The 16,114-nt window shown below is 31.8% G+C and carries 16 protein-coding genes and 1 tRNA gene; 12 read left to right on the forward strand and 5 right to left on the reverse strand.

Annotated elements, in window-relative coordinates; genetic code table 11:
• The first annotated feature begins 652 nt into the window (after nucleotides 1-652).
• On the forward strand, nucleotides 653-1,666 hold the full coding sequence (locus BTO05_RS05275) for a glutamine synthetase beta-grasp domain-containing protein (protein WP_087491656.1): 1,014 nt from the start codon (nucleotides 653-655) through the stop codon (nucleotides 1,664-1,666).
• Between the two features lie 94 nt (nucleotides 1,667-1,760).
• A complete protein-coding gene (locus BTO05_RS05280) occupies nucleotides 1,761-3,152 on the forward strand; it encodes an OmpA family protein (protein ID WP_087491657.1) in 1,392 nt (463 codons plus the stop codon).
• Nucleotides 3,153-3,209: 57 nt separating this feature from the next.
• Here BTO05_RS05280 and BTO05_RS05285 read toward each other — a convergent pair whose 3' ends face one another.
• A complete protein-coding gene (locus BTO05_RS05285) occupies nucleotides 3,210-4,160 on the reverse strand; it encodes a calcium/sodium antiporter (RefSeq protein WP_087491658.1) in 951 nt (316 codons plus the stop codon).
• Nucleotides 4,161-4,324: 164 nt separating this feature from the next.
• Here BTO05_RS05285 and BTO05_RS05290 point away from each other — a divergent pair, with 164 nt between their 5' ends.
• Together BTO05_RS05290 and BTO05_RS05295 are read left to right on the forward strand one after the other, a co-directional pair.
• On the forward strand, nucleotides 4,325-4,684 hold the full coding sequence (locus BTO05_RS05290) for a BlaI/MecI/CopY family transcriptional regulator (RefSeq protein WP_087491659.1): 360 nt from the start codon (nucleotides 4,325-4,327) through the stop codon (nucleotides 4,682-4,684).
• 1 nt (nucleotide 4,685) lies between these two features.
• A complete protein-coding gene (locus BTO05_RS05295; RefSeq protein ID WP_087491660.1) occupies nucleotides 4,686-7,037 on the forward strand; it encodes a M56 family metallopeptidase in 2,352 nt (783 codons plus the stop codon).
• Nucleotides 7,038-7,081: 44 nt separating this feature from the next.
• On the opposite strand, the gene BTO05_RS05300 is transcribed toward BTO05_RS05295, so the two are convergent.
• Nucleotides 7,082-9,121 carry an endonuclease gene (locus tag BTO05_RS05300; RefSeq protein ID WP_087491661.1) on the reverse strand — a complete coding sequence of 680 codons (2,040 nt, stop codon included), beginning with the start codon at nucleotides 9,119-9,121 and terminating at the stop codon, nucleotides 7,082-7,084.
• 579 nt (nucleotides 9,122-9,700) lie between these two features.
• Here BTO05_RS05300 and BTO05_RS05305 point away from each other — a divergent pair.
• Nucleotides 9,701-9,853, forward strand: coding sequence for an SsrA-binding protein (locus BTO05_RS05305; protein ID WP_087491662.1), 153 nt, complete (start codon nucleotides 9,701-9,703; stop codon nucleotides 9,851-9,853).
• Between the two features lie 44 nt (nucleotides 9,854-9,897).
• Here the strand turns inward: BTO05_RS05305 and BTO05_RS05310 are convergent.
• A tRNA-Arg gene (locus BTO05_RS05310) sits at nucleotides 9,898-9,971 on the reverse strand.
• Nucleotides 9,972-10,058: 87 nt separating this feature from the next.
• Between BTO05_RS05310 and BTO05_RS05315 the strand changes: the two genes are divergently transcribed.
• From BTO05_RS05315 to BTO05_RS05345, 7 genes are all read left to right on the forward strand, one after another.
• A complete protein-coding gene (locus BTO05_RS05315) occupies nucleotides 10,059-10,694 on the forward strand; it encodes a Crp/Fnr family transcriptional regulator (RefSeq protein WP_087491663.1) in 636 nt (211 codons plus the stop codon).
• A 58-nt stretch (nucleotides 10,695-10,752) separates the two neighbouring features.
• Complete coding sequence (locus tag BTO05_RS05320) at nucleotides 10,753-11,310, forward strand: YeeE/YedE family protein (RefSeq protein ID WP_087491664.1); 558 nt, start codon at nucleotides 10,753-10,755, stop codon at nucleotides 11,308-11,310.
• A gap of 2 nt (nucleotides 11,311-11,312) precedes the next feature.
• Nucleotides 11,313-11,729, forward strand: coding sequence for a DUF6691 family protein (locus BTO05_RS05325; protein ID WP_087491665.1), 417 nt, complete (start codon nucleotides 11,313-11,315; stop codon nucleotides 11,727-11,729).
• Nucleotides 11,729-12,529, forward strand: a complete 801-nt coding sequence (locus BTO05_RS05330) for a sulfite exporter TauE/SafE family protein (RefSeq protein WP_087491666.1) — start codon at nucleotides 11,729-11,731, stop codon at nucleotides 12,527-12,529. Before BTO05_RS05325 ends, BTO05_RS05330 begins: the two co-directional genes overlap by 1 nt.
• A 68-nt stretch (nucleotides 12,530-12,597) precedes the next feature.
• The gene (locus BTO05_RS05335; RefSeq protein ID WP_087491667.1) at nucleotides 12,598-14,004 is read left to right on the forward strand and encodes an MBL fold metallo-hydrolase; all 1,407 of its coding nucleotides are present in this window, start codon (nucleotides 12,598-12,600) and stop codon (nucleotides 14,002-14,004) included.
• Between the two features lie 14 nt (nucleotides 14,005-14,018).
• A complete protein-coding gene (locus BTO05_RS05340) occupies nucleotides 14,019-14,225 on the forward strand; it encodes a DUF2892 domain-containing protein (protein ID WP_087491668.1) in 207 nt (68 codons plus the stop codon).
• Between the two features lie 3 nt (nucleotides 14,226-14,228).
• A complete protein-coding gene (locus BTO05_RS05345; RefSeq protein WP_087491669.1) occupies nucleotides 14,229-14,501 on the forward strand; it encodes a heavy-metal-associated domain-containing protein in 273 nt (90 codons plus the stop codon).
• Nucleotides 14,502-14,554: 53 nt separating this feature from the next.
• On the opposite strand, the gene BTO05_RS05350 is transcribed toward BTO05_RS05345, so the two are convergent.
• Nucleotides 14,555-14,830 (reverse strand): ATP-dependent Clp protease adaptor ClpS, encoded by a 276-nt coding sequence (locus BTO05_RS05350; RefSeq protein ID WP_087491670.1) that lies wholly within the window; start codon nucleotides 14,828-14,830, stop codon nucleotides 14,555-14,557.
• A gap of 191 nt (nucleotides 14,831-15,021) precedes the next feature.
• Nucleotides 15,022-16,056 carry a M57 family metalloprotease gene (locus tag BTO05_RS05355; RefSeq protein ID WP_087491671.1) on the reverse strand — a complete coding sequence of 345 codons (1,035 nt, stop codon included), beginning with the start codon at nucleotides 16,054-16,056 and terminating at the stop codon, nucleotides 15,022-15,024.
• Nucleotides 16,057-16,114: the final 58 nt, after the last annotated feature.

Consider the following 16,114-nt stretch of genomic DNA (forward strand, 5'->3'; position numbering starts at 1 on the left):
CTGACTCATTCATTAAGAATGAAATATTTTACAAATAGTGATGGCTAACCAAAAATATTTACATTAAAAATTTTAATGTTTAACCATAACTATTAATTAATAATTATTGCTTCATTTTTTTCAAAATGAAAATATTTTTTGGGGGAAGGGATTTATTGGAAAGATGTGTAAAATTTAAATCTTAGCCAATGGATTTATTAATAGCTTTTTTTGTGTCTATTATTTAACAATAAACAACATTACAAATCTAGCTTATAATATTTAAAGTAAAAAAGTAGATAAACGAGTATTTATAGTTTTTCATCGAAAAGTGCAAAATACATGCATTATTCTCAAAAAAAAAAGTCTTGAAGACACATATTTTAGGAAATCATTAAATTAATGTATTAATTACGTAAACACTACATAACCAGTAAGTTTAGGTAAAATCTTACACCAAGTCCAATTATAAGTTAAAAGCATTACAGTTATAATTAAGCGATTTAATATTAACTACTAATTCTACATTTTAGAAGCAAAAAATTATAATTAAAAAAGTGATATGCCACTTCTAGTGAGAATTTCATAAAAACAACCAGACACTCACAATTTATTATTACAAAAGTTAAAAAAAAATTATATTTGATCTTTCGTAAATTTAACACAACACAAAATGAGCAAATCCAAGTTAGAGTACATTTGGTTAGATGGTTACAAACCAACACAAAACATGAGAAGTAAAACTAAAGTTGAAGAAGACTTTAGTGGAAAACTTGAAGATTGTCCTGTTTGGTCTTTTGATGGATCGTCAACAAAACAAGCCGAAGGTGGATCTTCTGATTGTTTATTAAAACCAGTAGCAATCTATCCTGATCCAGCAAGAGATAACGGATATTTAGTAATGACTGAAGTTTTAAATGCAGATGGAACTCCGCATGAATCAAACGGCCGTGCTACAATTGACGACGATGACAACGACTTCTGGTTCGGTTTTGAGCAAGAATACTTTATAATGGATAAAGATACGCAGTTACCACTTGGTTTTCCAATTGGTGGTTATCCAGGACCTCAAGGTATGTATTATTGTTCTGTTGGTGGAAGAAATACTCATGGTAGAGATTTTGTAGAAGAACATGCAGATTTATGTATTGCAGCGGGTCTTAACTTTGAAGGCATAAATCAAGAAGTTGCTTCTGGTCAGTGGGAATATCAATTATTTGCTAAAGGCGCAAAAAAAGCAGGTGATGAAATTTGGGTTTCACGTTATTTACTAGATAGACTCACTGAACAATATGGGTATTACATAGAGTACCACCCAAAACCTGTAAAAGGAGATTGGAATGGTTCTGGTATGCACGCAAATTTCTCAAATACGACATTAAGAACTTGCGGTTCTCAAGAAACTTATGAGAAAATATGTGAAGCATTTAGACCAGTTGTTAAAGAACATATGGCTGTTTACGGAGAGTTTAACGATGAGCGTTTAACTGGATTACATGAAACAGCTCACGTTGATGACTTTTCTTATGGTATTTCTGATAGAGGAGCTTCAATTAGAATTCCAATAATTACTGTAGAAAAAGGTTGGAAAGGCTGGTTAGAAGATCGTCGACCAGCTTCTAATGGCGACCCTTATAAAATTGCAGGTCGTATTATAAAAACTGTAAAATCAGCAGACATTTCTTAAATAATCTTATATAAATAAAAAAGCGACTCAAAATTGAGTCGCTTTTTTATTTATATATTTGAGCCTATTATTCAAAATAACTAATGTTTAAATTATGGGGAATTTATACAAAATAGTTTTAGTTTCTTTTTTATTTTTCAGCTTTCAAAACACTAATGCTCAGGACGAATATAATCCTTGGGCTATAAGTGTCGGATTCAATGCTGTAGATTACTTTCCTGTTGGTCAACCAGATCCACAAGGTGATTTATTTGATGAATTTTTTAATGTTAACGACCACTGGAATATTTTTCCTATGCTCACAAAGATTGAAGTATCTAAATACTGGAAGAATCGAATTTCATTTTCTGCTTCAGCTTCTTTTAACAGAATCAAAAAATTTGGCACCAACATAAATCCATCATCCGGTAAGGAAGAAAATAACATCGTTGATAATCTAGCATATTACGCTTTAGACGGCTCAATAAATTATAGTTTTACAGACGCTACAATTAACAATTTAGAACCATATATCGGTGCAGGTGGTGGTTATACATGGCTAAACTCAATTGGTTCTGGAACATTAAATGGTTCTTTAGGATTACGCTATTGGTTTAGCGAAAAAGTTGCTTTTAATCTTCAAAGTACGTATAAACATGTTTTTGAAGTATATGGATTTAGACATTTTCAGCATACAGCTTCGGTTGTTTATAAATTTGGCGGGAAAAAAGATACCGATCGTGATGGGATTAGTGATGATATAGACGCTTGTCCTGAAAAACCAGGTCTGCTAAAATATAATGGTTGTCCTGATACAGACGAAGATGGCATTAGTGACCCTAATGATAATTGTCCAAAAACACCTGGATTAGAAGCATTAAATGGTTGTCCTGATGCTGATAACGACGGTATTACCGACAGAAATGACAAGTGTCCAAATACAGCGGGTCTAGCGGCTCTAAATGGCTGTCCTGATGCTGATAATGATGGCATTACAGACCAACAGGATAAATGTCCTGAAATAGCTGGACCTTTTAAAAATTACGGTTGTCCTTGGCCAGATACAGATGGAGACGGTGTACCAGATAAAGATGACAAGTGCCCAACTGAAACCGGCACTTTAGCTAATGGTGGTTGTAAAGAATTTACAAGAGAAGAAGAAAATCTAATCAATCAATACGCTAGAGTTATCCTTTTCAATCCTGGCAGAACAGATATTAAAGAAGAATCAAAAAATATATTGCAAGATATTATAACCATAATGAAAAATAACTCTACTGCAAGATTTTACATCAATGGATACACTGATAGCGTTGGTCCAGCTTCACAAAATCTAAAATTATCAGAAGAGCGTGCAATTGCAGTTAAAAATTACTTGGTTATAAACGGAATTAATCCAAACAGATTAAGATCTCAAGGCTTTGGAGAAGAAAACCCAATAGCAACTAATATGGTTATTGAAGGTAGACGAAAGAATAGACGTGTAGAAATTATATTAGCTAAATAAATACTATAACCAGAACAAAAAAAGAGCAACAAAAAAGTTGCTCTTTTTTTGTTCTGGTTAACTAAACGCTAAGCCTATAAAAATGAGATAAGCTACAAATAGTAAAAGACCTTTTTTACGACCTATTGAAAAACGTTTTCCTAAAAAAACTAAAGGAATCAAAACAGCAGCAAAGCCAATCATCCAAAAGATATTTGTAGATAGTATTTTTGGTGACTCCACGGCTATCGGTTTAATCATTGCTGTTAAACCTAATACTGAAGCTATATTAAATATGTTAGAACCTATTAGATTACCTAAAGATATAGCTTTCTCCTTTTTTAATGCGGCAATTACTGAGGCAGCCAATTCTGGCACACTTGTACCAATAGCAATTACTGTAACAGATATTGCATAATCACTAATACCAACAGCTTGAGCTAAGCCTTTAGCACCATCAACCAACCATTCAGAACCATAGTATAGTCCTGCAGCTCCAATAATAAGCCATATTCCTATTTTAAAATTTGAAACTACTGCTAAACTTTCATCTATATCTTCAGCTATAATACTTGCTTTTGTTTTCTTTCTAGAATCTCTGATAAGTAAAATCAAAAACATAACTAATACCGTAAATAAAATCGCACCCTCAACTGCTGAAAGTAGGTTATCATTACTCAGAAAAAAATATAAAGCAAATGACATAAACATAAGCATAGGCCAGTTAAGCTTATAAAATTCTCTATCAACTATTAAAGGTGATATAATTGCAGTAATTCCTAATACTAAACCGATGTTTGCAATATTAGAGCCTATTACATTACCTAAAGCGATATCACTTACACCATCTAAAGCGGCTTGTAAACTAACTAATAACTCAGGTGCCGATGTCGCAAAGGAGACAACCGTCATACCTATAACAAGCTTTGAAAGTTTTAATTTAAATGAGAGCCCAACCGATGCTCTTACCAAAAACTCACCTCCTACTACAAGTAAAACTAATCCTAAGATTATGAGTAATACATTCATTTATATTCAATTTTTTGCGAAGATAGTATTTCCTTTTCAACTATATCTTCTATTCTTTTTGAAAGGATAAAAACTAAATTTTTCGTTAAATAACTACAAAAATAGTTTAATAACTATAAAAATAGTTATATTTGAAATCTATTCATTATCTAAAAAAACAAACAATGCAAAAGCTTACTAATAAAGAAGAAGAAATCATGCACATCTTATGGCAACTTAAAAAGTCTTTTGTAAAAGATGTTTTAGCAGAAATAAAAACTGACAAACCACATTATAATACATTATCGACAATCATAAGACATCTTGAAGAAAAAGGATATGTTGCTTATAATGCTTACGGAAAAACGCATCAATACTACCCTATTATAAGTAAAGAAGATTATAAATCTAAATTTATGAATACTGCAATTGCCAACTACTTTAACAGCTCTTATAAAAACATGGTATCCTTTTTTGCAAAAGAAGAAAAGATTAGTGTAGATGAGCTTAAAGAAATTATTGACCTCATAGAAAAAAAGAAGTAACATGGAATACTTAATCAAAGTAAGTGCACTTATTGTATTACTCTATTTAGGTTATACGATTTTTCTAAAAAAGGAAACTTTCTTTAGCCATAATCGTTGGTTTTTACTTTTAGGATTAGTGGCTGCATTGATTTTACCTTTAATCGTGATACCTATATATATTTCTGTTGAGCCTATCTCTATTTCTGAAACACCTATGAATTTTATTATAGATAACTCTACAGGCATAGTTCAAGAAACACCTTTTGATTGGTCACAACTACTAAAATTAATTTATGTTATTGGTGTTATAATTTGTTTGACACAATTTGTATTGCAATTTGGTTCACTTTTAATTTTATTATTAAACAATACTAAAAACAAAGATGGCATTTACACATACGTTATTGTAAAAAATAGAATATCTCCTTTTTCATTTTTTAAATGGATAGTATATAACCCAAATCTATTTTCTAATGAAGAATTGCAACTTATTATAAATCACGAAAAAGTGCATGTACGCCAATGGCACTCATTAGATATAATTGTTTCTAGACTAGCCTGTGTATTCTTTTGGTTTAATCCGTTAATATGGTTTTACCATAAAGATATTCAACAAAATCTTGAATATATCGCTGACGAAAATGCACAGCGTAATTCTGACTCAGAGAAAAATTATCAACACTTGTTACTTAAAACTAGTGTTGGTAACAACAACAGCAATCTTACATCAAATTTTTATAATTCATTAATCAAAAAACGAATCGTTATGTTACAAAAAAGCCGATCAAAATCAGTTAATCGCTGGAAATCGATATTTATTTTACCTCTTTTTACCATTTTTCTAATGAGCTTTAATACTGAAGAAGTTTTCATAGAAGCTGAAAAACCTTTAGTAGAAAATGCAATAAGTGAAAACACACCAGATTTTAAAAACCTAAAGCTTATCGAAATCATTTTTTCAAAGGATACTTCTAACGAAGAGATTAAAAGGTTAAAAGCCGAATTAAAGGCTCAAGACATAGATATGATAATCAAAAACATCAAAAGAAATAAAAAGGAAGAAATTATAAAAATTAATATTTCATTTGAGTCTAAAAATAGCTCAACAAATTACAGTGTTAGTGATAACAATGCGATAGCTCCTTTTTATTTCAAACTAGATGACAATAATAACATGAGTGTTGGTGCTTTTAAGAATGAAATCATTGAAGTTGAAGAGCAAGAAATTATTGAAGTCATTGAGGAACCACAAGTCATTGAGGAACCACAAGTCATTGAAGAAATAATAGAAGTCATCGAAGAAGAAGAAGGAAACAAAAGGAAAACCAAAACCTTTGTAATACGTCAAAATGGTAATACTACTAAAATAACTGGAGATACAATTCATATTATCGAAAGTAACCCAAAGACCAAAGGAAAATATATTTTTAGAACAAAAGATTCTATTGTAGTTGGAAAACCAAACACTGCTTACACATTTAAGTCTAATGGTAATGCAAAGGTTAGTTCAAATAGCTTTACAATAAAGACGGACTCTATTAATTACAAAAACACCATCAGATTCAGAAATTCTAAAGGTAAGAACCCTATTTATATCGTAAACGGTAAAGTAGCTTCTAAAAAAGATTTGAAAAAAATGAATCCAAATAAAATTGCTGAAGTCAATGTAATAAAAGGTGATAAAGCTACTACCTTATATGGTAAAAATGCAAAAGATGGAGTAATAGAAATAAAGACTAAAGGGAAAGCGAGTAAAAAGAAGAACCCATGGCAAATCTCCAAAATTGAAGCCACTGATGTTTTTAAAACTTCAACAAAAGAAGAGCTAAAAAAGTTCCTAAGTACAGCGAACAAACCTTTAATTGCTATTAATGGAGATATTTTAGAAAATATAGATGTTAAAGATTTAGATTATTCGATTATTAAATCTATTTCTATCGTTGACGATAAAACAGCTACAGAAATATATGGCAATCAAGGAAAAAATGGCATAGTAGTCATAACTACTAATGAAGCAAAAAACAGATTTGAAAGATTAACACAAAACAACGAAGACTATAATGTACAAGTTGGTTCTATTAGATTTGTAGATGATAACAAGGACAATAAAATGGTTTTACATTTTATTACTAAAAACACTCCGAACAACTTAATGGAAACTCATAAAAAAGACCTTGCCGCTAATGGGATTACTGTAAAATATTCAAAATTAAAGCGCAACAAAGAAGGTGAAATTATACGACTCAAAGTATCGGTTAAGGATGAGGACGGAAATTCGAGTGTAGGTTCTTTTAATAACGCAAATGGCATACCTACGATTAATTTCGGAAAATATGGTGATGATTTGGTGGTAAGTTCTAAACCGCTTTAACTTTAAATAAAAAAAGCCTGAACATTTGTTCAGGCTTTTTTTATTTATTTGATTACTAATCTTTTTGTCTCTATTAAACTACCATCAGTAAATCTCAAAAGATAGACACCCGAAGCTAAATCTATATTAACAGTATTGGAAGTGTTTGGTTTTAAAGTTTCAACTTTTCGACCTTCAATAGACAAAACTTCAATTATCGTCAAAGATGTTATACCTTCAAATTTCAAACTATTTTTTGCTGGGTTAGGAAAGAAAGTAAAACGATTTAACTCCTTATTATCTGTACTTAAAGCTCCATTATATATCATTCCTACTTTATCTCCCCAAATGTAGTCAACCAAATCTGGTAAGTCAATAAACGGATTTCTATTACGTTGCCACTCAAAGACAATATTATTTCTATTCATTTCAAAATCATCAGGAGCATCATCTTCGTGCCATTGTAAAAGTGTTGCTAAATCGCCCAATTCTCCTGTACGAGGAAAAGGTAATTCTGGAAAACCATTCACTAAAGACAAACCGTTATACCTTAGCTCCATATACATGGTAGTTCTAGCAACATCACCTCTAAAACTTGTAGATACTGACATATCGCTTTTTATAGCGCCATTATATTCCTCATCTCCAAAATTATTACTGTAGTTTCTATTATTTCTACGGCTATTTTCTGGTCCATCAGCAACTCTTAAGGCGTGTGCATCAGAATAGCCATGCCTTAAAGAATCAGCATTTGTATTTAAAAATCCAAAATTCATTTCAGTTGGTACCTCATCATAATCTTCCCATTCATCAAAATCGCCTCTGGATCTAGGAAAAGTATGTTCTCTGTTCCATTTTCCTGTACTACTACCTGTATTTTGACGGTCTAGTTTAGCTCTTGTCTGTTCCGTGTATAACATCCAGACTTCATTACTATTTGATGGATTTTGGTCTGCATCTTCCAAAATATTATAGACTGTTGCATAACTATAGTTTCTAACAACACCTTCTTCTGCAATAATTGCTGTAATAGCATCTCGTAATTGCTGACCAGACTTGCCGTTTAAACTACTGTAATAATCTGCAGGTTGTGTACTCGTTACCTGATCGTAAGTTGGATTTAATGGTGATCCCCAAGCTGCCATTGTAAAATCGTTATCTACGACTCTTACCAATATAAAATTGTTTCCTGCAACTGGTGGATTAGTCACTGTTGTGGGCTGAAACTCTTCTTCTAAATTCTGAATTTCGATAATAAGTTCCTCATCTCCTTCATCTAAAACGTCATCTAACAGCACAATAAACGTAGTTGCAGTTTGCTCACCTGCTAGAAACGTAATATTTGTAGAACCCGAAAAATCTCCTGTTGTAAAACCATCATTATCCAATGTAATATTAAATGTTGTGGTCTCCGAAACTGGCAACTCTGAAGTGAAAGTTATCGTAAAATTATCACCTTCTTCATAAGCAGTTTCATCAACAGATACTGATATAGGATTAAGTATTACGCCACTACCTTCATTAATCTGTCTTGGCGATGGTAAACCCACAGAATAGGTTCCATCATTATTTCGCTTAATTGAATTTGTGTTATTACCTGAACCTTCATTAATTTGCTGTAAACTTGAAAATCTTGGATCTGCTCTAAACGTATTTAATAAAACTGTATCATCCGCATCAGAAGTATCATAAACAATCACATCCATTAAATTATTGATGGTCGCTGGTGTTAAATTTGGAAAATCATCTGGCGTTCCTGTATAAATAGCAACAGCATCTGCTCCATTTTGTATTACACTTACAGGAATAATAATTTGAGGGTACGGCGAAACAGATGTACTACCAATTAATAAAATACCGTTGCCATCGGTTTTTTGCCCATCTAAATCAATGACTAGGTAACTAGAATCGTTACCACTATTAGAACCATTAAAAAAAACTAAAACTCGGTTAGATATAACCTGATTTGGCATAGCTGATTTTATTTCGATAAACTCCAGATTGTCTGTTCCAGGTGTATCGCAATCTAGTTCATTAATTACCAAATCTTGAGATGAAGCTAATGCCGATAAAAACAACAACACAAAAAGGGGAAAATTTCGCATATTACTATTCTTTTAATTTTTGCAAATATACACTTAATACTCGCTCATAAACGTTAAATAATAATCGCCAAAACTTTTAGAAAAAACGGAGTCGCATTAATTACATGTTTTGCAAAAATTATTTTGAAAAAAAGATAGAATACTTAAAAACACCTCTTTTAAAGTAAAAATTTCCCTTGGTTTTCAAAAACCACTACAAAAACACCCTACAATTATTACATATATTAATTAAAATTAAACTTTTTTGTTACATATTATAATTTAAATTAAGAATACAATGTTTAAATATGAAACTTAATTCATTTTTATAGTTATAAATACATATTCAAATTCATAGATATATTAAAAAGTATTTGGTAGAAGGTAATTAGCCTATATATATTGAAAACTCAATCAAGAAATTATAGTAAAATATTAACCTTTAAAACCTCTAAAACATGCTAACTATTGTAAAAGTAATTGTAGAAATCATTTTCTCAATTTAAAAACCAAACCAACCAATTAAATTCAATCAATCAAAAAAACTTAGCCAAAAGCTAAGTTTTCTTTTTTTAGATATATTTGAAAACTGAAATTATTATGAAGAAAACAGTTTTTAAATTTTTAGCTAAAGTCAACAAAGTAGTATTACCATCTTATACTAAGAGAAGACTTGACCTTACAAAAGCAACAAAATTACAATTGGCAATTTTTGGTTGGCGATTGTATGTTACTAAAAATGCTTTGGATTAATGAAATAAAAAAAGCAAACTATAATATAGTTTGCTTTAAATCAGTGACCTCGACAGGATTCAAACCTGTAACCTCTTGAGCCGTAATCAAGTGCGCTATTCAGTTGCGCCACGAGGCCTTTTTTTAATTGGGTGCAAATATAATACAATATTTAAAAACCCACCAAACAATTTATTCCAAAAATCGAAATGTTTATTTTTGAAACATGATTTCAAAGAACACTCTTCAACCTTTTGGCTACTTATTTGATTCTGAATTAATAACAAAAATCTCAGAAGTAGCTCGCTTGGTATCATTTAAAAAAAATGATATCATCATAGATATAGGACAAAGCTTAGAACATATTCCCTTATTAATTAACGGAAATATTAAGGTATTGCGAGAAGACAAAAATGGCGAGGAACTATTACTTTATGTTCTCGAATCTGGTGATACTTGCGCCATGTCACTAACGTGTTGTATGGCAAAATCCGCAAGCAAAATTAGAGCAGTAGCAGATGAAGACACTAGTGTTATAATGATACCTATATCATACATGCAACTATGGTTTAACACTAATCAAAGTTGGAGAAATTTTATTTTAGAAAGTTATCAAGAACGTTTTGATGAAATGCTAGAAACTATTGATTCTATTGCATTTCTTAAAATGGATGCGCGATTGTATAAATACCTGACTGACAAAGTAAAACTGACCGCTTCAACCACATTAAATATTACACATCAAGAAATATCCGAAGATTTACACACCTCTAGAGTTGTAATTTCTAGACTTCTAAAACAAATTGAAAACGAAAAGAAAATAAAACTTGGACGGCATAAAATTGAAATACTTAAGTTTTAGTAACTTTTGTAACATTAACTAAGCTTCAGAATTATATTTTTGCTTAAAAATTATATTCATGGAATACCTTTTACAACCTTGGCCTTGGTATATATCAGGACCACTTATCGCTCTAATAATGTTTACACTTCTGTATTTCGGAAGAACTTTTGGAATGTCCTCTAATCTTAGAACACTATGTGCCATTGGTGGTGCAGGTAAAAAAGTCACCTTTTTTAAGTTTGATTGGAAAGCGCAACGCTGGAACTTAATTGTTGTTCTTGGGGCAATTTTTGGTGGATTTATTGCACATTATTTTTTATCAAATCCAACTGATATTAATTTAAGCCAAGAAACTATTGCAGACTTGACTGCCTTAGGATTTAATGATGCTGGCAAAACACTTTTACCTCCAGAATTATTTAGTTGGGAAAATATTTTTACAGTAAAAGGAATGCTTATCCTAATTATTGGTGGTTTTCTTGTTGGCTTCGGAACACGTTATGCTGGTGGTTGTACTTCTGGCCATGCAATTACTGGTTTGAGTAGTTTACAATTACCGTCTTTAATCGCAGTAATTGGCTTTTTTATTGGCGGTTTAATTATGATTCATCTTATTTATCCAATCCTATTTTAATTATGAGTAAGTATATAAAATTCTTTATAGTAGGTATCATTTTTGGAATTGTTTTGGTAAAATCCGAGGCTGTTTCATGGTATAGGATTTTTGAAATGTTTAAATTTCAATCTTTCCATATGTATGGTATTATTGGTTCGGCAGTAACAACAGGTATTGTATTATTGTTAATCTCAAAAAAATTAAAAATAAAAACAATTGAAGACCAATATTTAAAAGTCCCAAAAAAAGCTGATGGTTTTAGAAGATATATCATTGGAGGAAGCATTTTTGGTCTTGGTTGGGCACTTGCAGGAGCATGTCCTGGCCCAATGTATATTTTATTGGGTACTGGAGTATTTTCAATATTAATAGTTATTGCAGCAGCAATTCTTGGCACATATACATATGGTGTCTTAAAAGATAAATTACCGCATTAATGGATAATCATGAGATATTAGGTTATACGGCTTCGGTAATTGCAGGAGTGATAATGGGTTTAATTGGCGGCGGTGGTTCTATATTGACTGTTCCAATTCTTGTATATTTATTAGCATTTAATCCAATCGTTGCAACAGCCTATTCCCTATTTGTTGTAGGTGCAACATCTACTATTGGTGCTTTACAGAGTTTAAGACGTGGACTTGTAGATTATAAAGCAGCAATTATTTTTGCTATCCCATCGATTATTGGTGTATATCTTACCCGTAAGTTTTTAGTTCCTGCATTACCAGATGTCATGTTTGTAATTGGTGACTTTAAAGTTACAAGTGGCATTTTTATAATGCTAGTTTTTGCCATTGTAATTTTGTTGGCAAGTATATCAATGATTACTAAAAAAGTAAACAGCATTGATGATGGTGAGTCAGATATAAGTTATAATACTTTTATAGTATTAATATTAGGTTTAGCTACAGGAATCATTAGTGGTTTTGTCGGAGCAGGCGGCGGATTTTTAAACATTCCTGTTTTGGTATTCTTTGTAAGACTACCCATGAAAAAGGCAATTGGAACATCTTTATTTATAATTTCTATTAAATCTTTGATAGGTTTCCTTGGTGATATCGAACATATAGATATCGATTGGGTATTTCTCTTAAAGTTTACCTTTTTCTCGATAATTGGAATACTTATAGGTATATATCTTTCTAAATTTATCAATGGCAAAAAACTAAAAAAAGGCTTTGGCTTTTTTACATTAGTTATGGGTACTTATATCATCCTTAAAGAACTGTTTTGAGCTATGTGACAAATGTCACATTCCAAAACAACAAGTTTATTAAATTTGTATTACGAAAAAATTAAAACATGAAAATAGAACAATTATATACAGGTTGCCTCGCACAAGGTGCCTATTACATAGAATCCGAAGGAGAAGTTGCTATTATTGACCCTTTAAGAGAGACACAGCAATACGTAGATAAAGTTGAAGCTAATAATGCTAAAATCAAATATATTTTTGAAACTCACTTTCACGCTGATTTTGTTTCAGGTCATGTTGATTTAGCAAAAAAAACTGGTGCGACTATCGTTTTTGGACCAGGAGCAAGCACCGAATACGACATACATTCTGCATCAGATAATGAAGAATTTAAACTTGGTAAACTAACAATTAAAGTACTTCATACACCAGGTCACACTTTAGAATCATCGACTTATTTATTGATTGACGAAAACGGGAAAGATCATGCGATTTTTTCTGGTGACACTTTATTTTTAGGAGATGTAGGACGTCCTGATTTGGCCATAAAGTCAGACTTAACAAAAGAAGATTTAGCCGCAATGCTTTTTGATTCTTTACGTAACAAAATCATGCCTCTAGCTGATGATGTTATCGTATATCCTGCTCATGGTGCAGGTTCTGCTTGCGGAAAAAACTTAAGCAAAGAAACTGTTGGTCTATTGGGCGAGCAGAAAAAAACAAATTATGCTTTACGTCCTGACATGACTAAAGCAGAATTTGTAGAAGAAGTTTTGGATGGTATTGCACCACCTCCGCAATATTTTGCTAAAAATGCAATGATGAATAAAACAGGCTATTCAACTTTTGAAGATGTTTTGAAGAAAGGAGATTCTCCACTAAACCCAGAAGAGTTTGAGGCCTTAGCAAACCACGAATCCGCTTTAGTTTTAGATGTACGCCCTCAATCTGAATTTATAAAAAGTCATATCCCAAATTCAATTTTCATTGGATTAAATGGAGGATTTGCACCTTGGGTTGGCGCCTTAATAACTGATATAAAACAACCGATAATTTTAGTTGCGCCTAACGGCAAGGAAGCAGAAGCCGTAACACGTTTATCTCGTGTAGGTTACGATAACACATTAGGTTATTTACAAGGCGGAATAGATGCCTGGATAGGCTCAGGAAGAGATATAGAAACATTAGAATCTATTTCTGCAGATACATTTGCCGAACGCGTAAAATCAGGTGACATTAATATTTTGGACGTACGCAAAGACGGAGAATATACGGCATCACATCTTGAAGATGCTCAACATTTTGCATTAGACTTTATCAACGACAATATGAATGAAGTTGATAAAAACAAAACTTATCACATCCATTGTGCAGGCGGTTATCGTTCTGTTATCGCTGCTTCTATACTAAAAGCTAGAGGTTACAATAATTTGGTTGATGTTGCTGGTGGTTTTGGAGCTATTAAAAAAACAGATTTACCGACGACAGACTTTGTCTGTCCTTCAACTCTGTAAACAAATTTATTATTATGAAAAAAAATGTAAGTAACATTGACAAAGGACTTAGGGTTCTTATCGCTTTGATTATAACACTACTATATTATTTTAATATTATTGATGACACACTTGCATACATATTAATGGGACTTGCGATTGTTTTACTGATAACTGGTCTAATTAATTTTTGTCCTTTATACAAGATTCTAGGTGTTAGTACGTGTAAAATAAAAAACTAAAAGATGGAAAAAAAAGCTTTAAAAATTCAGAATCTGAAGTGTCATGGTTGTGCAAACACGATTATAAAGCAACTTTTAAAATTAGATGGTATTTCGGATGTAACTGTTAATAACGATACAGATGAAGTTTTTTTAAATGTTGAAACTGACAATCAATTGGAGTTGGTAACTAAAAAGCTTTCTGACTTGGGTTATCCATTAGTTAGCCAAAACAACTCTTTACCAAAAAAAGCTAAATCTTACGTGAGTTGTGCTGTTGGTAGAATGAGTAAATAATTAATAGCAAACTATATATAAAATAAAATCCCGCAATTGCGGGATTTTTTAGTTTATTGAATTTCTGCACTCAGGCCAGCTTGCAATAATTTGGAACATCGTGGTTTTAAATCATCATAAGAACCTGTTTTTACGGCACATTTTCCTTTATAGTGAACAAGCATTGCGCACTGCTCTGCTTGTAGCGGTTCGTGATCACATGCATATATCAAAGTATCGATGACATGGTCAAACGTGTTAACATCGTCATTAAACAAAACTATTTCATTCTGTTTGACTACTTCCTCTTCAATTAATAACTGTTCTTTTACTTTCTCTTGAAAATCCATTAAATAAAGCTCTATTAAGCTAATTTATAAAATATTAGTTATTAAAACGTAAAATAGTTATAATCTCGCATCCCAAATATGTTAAAGTTTAGGCTTCGCTATTAGTTACTATACTTTTTCATTCCTTAAAAACAAAAATGAGTTACTTCCCTATTAAAGGAAAGTAACTCATTTCATTAAATTAAGAGATTTTAGTTACAAGGACCTAACAATGTCCAGCCACTAGATACGCGCTCATATAAGTTTCCAAAATAAGTAACACGGTCACCAATGCTATAGCTTACACCACTTTGCCACTCAGAAACACCATCGCAAGGACCAGTTGGAGCTTCCGGATACATAAACTCTAAAGCTATTATATCATTTCCATTAAATTCTCCATCTTCACTTGTAGAGAAACAAGCTTGCATTACGGATGTCAAATCTCTTCCTGTTGGCGTACCTGGAATATGAACTGCACCGTCTGAACCTGTACCTTCATTACCTTGAGAAGAGGCTGGACAACTTAATCTATCAAACCAATCAGAGTGTCTAAATCCAACAGAATGACCAATTTCGTGAGTAATTACATGCTCATTTACGTTTGTAGAAAACTGTTCGATATTATAAATCTGAACAAACTTATTTGGCTCTCCACTAGAATTTGGAAAACCAGCAACGCCACCTTGACTATTTGGCGTATTTACTGTATTGTCATAAACCACCATATCAGCAGCTTGAAAATTTGTTCCAAAAGTTAAATTAAATTGTAAGGTAGTATTTAAGTTATTATAATTGTTAACTGACCATTGCAAGGCAGTTTGTGCTTTTGAAGATAGTGCTTGACTACCGCCAGTATAACCTAAAATATCTATTGTTCTATTGGCTCCTTCTACCAAATTAAACGTGCGATATTGACGACCATTACTTTCTGGATTTATTAGTAATTCTAGCTCATCTCTAGTGAATGTAATATCGTTACCAATGTAAATTCTTTCTTCTACTGTTCCATCTGGTAAATGAAAATTACCTACAGATACTGTACCTACATCTATGTCTAAAGATTTTATCGAGTTCAATAAAGCCGTATCGGTTATTACAGTTCTATTCTCTAAGTTAGTCGTATTAAGAAAGCTATCATCAATATTTAATACTTCTTCTTCCGCATTTCCGTCCTTTTCACAGGCAGTAAAAGTTAATGCTAACGCAGATAAAAGTATGAGCCAATTTTTGGTTAAATTCTTCATTTTTGAGTGTTTTTTTGTTAATAATTTGTTTTGGGTTGTTTACGTAAAACAAAACATA

The sequence above is a fragment of the Winogradskyella sp. PC-19 genome, assembly GCF_002163855.1.
Classification (GTDB): Bacteria; Bacteroidota; Bacteroidia; order Flavobacteriales; family Flavobacteriaceae; genus Winogradskyella.

Excerpts from the sequence above, each read along its gene's own strand:
- BTO05_RS05275 (WP_087491656.1), top strand. The coding sequence starts at position 653 with ATGAGCAAATCCAAGTTAGAGTACATTTGGTTAGATGGTTACAAACCA.
- BTO05_RS05280 (WP_087491657.1), top strand. The coding sequence starts at position 1,761 with ATGGGGAATTTATACAAAATAGTTTTAGTTTCTTTTTTATTTTTCAGC.
- BTO05_RS05285 (WP_087491658.1), bottom strand. The coding sequence starts at position 4,160 with ATGAATGTATTACTCATAATCTTAGGATTAGTTTTACTTGTAGTAGGA.
- BTO05_RS05290 (WP_087491659.1), top strand. The coding sequence starts at position 4,325 with ATGCAAAAGCTTACTAATAAAGAAGAAGAAATCATGCACATCTTATGG.
- BTO05_RS05295 (WP_087491660.1), top strand. The coding sequence starts at position 4,686 with ATGGAATACTTAATCAAAGTAAGTGCACTTATTGTATTACTCTATTTA.
- BTO05_RS05300 (WP_087491661.1), bottom strand. The coding sequence starts at position 9,121 with ATGCGAAATTTTCCCCTTTTTGTGTTGTTGTTTTTATCGGCATTAGCT.
- BTO05_RS05305 (WP_087491662.1), top strand. The coding sequence starts at position 9,701 with ATGAAGAAAACAGTTTTTAAATTTTTAGCTAAAGTCAACAAAGTAGTA.
- BTO05_RS05315 (WP_087491663.1), top strand. The coding sequence starts at position 10,059 with ATGATTTCAAAGAACACTCTTCAACCTTTTGGCTACTTATTTGATTCT.
- BTO05_RS05320 (WP_087491664.1), top strand. The coding sequence starts at position 10,753 with ATGGAATACCTTTTACAACCTTGGCCTTGGTATATATCAGGACCACTT.
- BTO05_RS05325 (WP_087491665.1), top strand. The coding sequence starts at position 11,313 with ATGAGTAAGTATATAAAATTCTTTATAGTAGGTATCATTTTTGGAATT.
- BTO05_RS05330 (WP_087491666.1), top strand. The coding sequence starts at position 11,729 with ATGGATAATCATGAGATATTAGGTTATACGGCTTCGGTAATTGCAGGA.
- BTO05_RS05335 (WP_087491667.1), top strand. The coding sequence starts at position 12,598 with ATGAAAATAGAACAATTATATACAGGTTGCCTCGCACAAGGTGCCTAT.
- BTO05_RS05340 (WP_087491668.1), top strand. The coding sequence starts at position 14,019 with ATGAAAAAAAATGTAAGTAACATTGACAAAGGACTTAGGGTTCTTATC.
- BTO05_RS05345 (WP_087491669.1), top strand. The coding sequence starts at position 14,229 with ATGGAAAAAAAAGCTTTAAAAATTCAGAATCTGAAGTGTCATGGTTGT.
- BTO05_RS05350 (WP_087491670.1), bottom strand. The coding sequence starts at position 14,830 with ATGGATTTTCAAGAGAAAGTAAAAGAACAGTTATTAATTGAAGAGGAA.
- BTO05_RS05355 (WP_087491671.1), bottom strand. The coding sequence starts at position 16,056 with ATGAAGAATTTAACCAAAAATTGGCTCATACTTTTATCTGCGTTAGCA.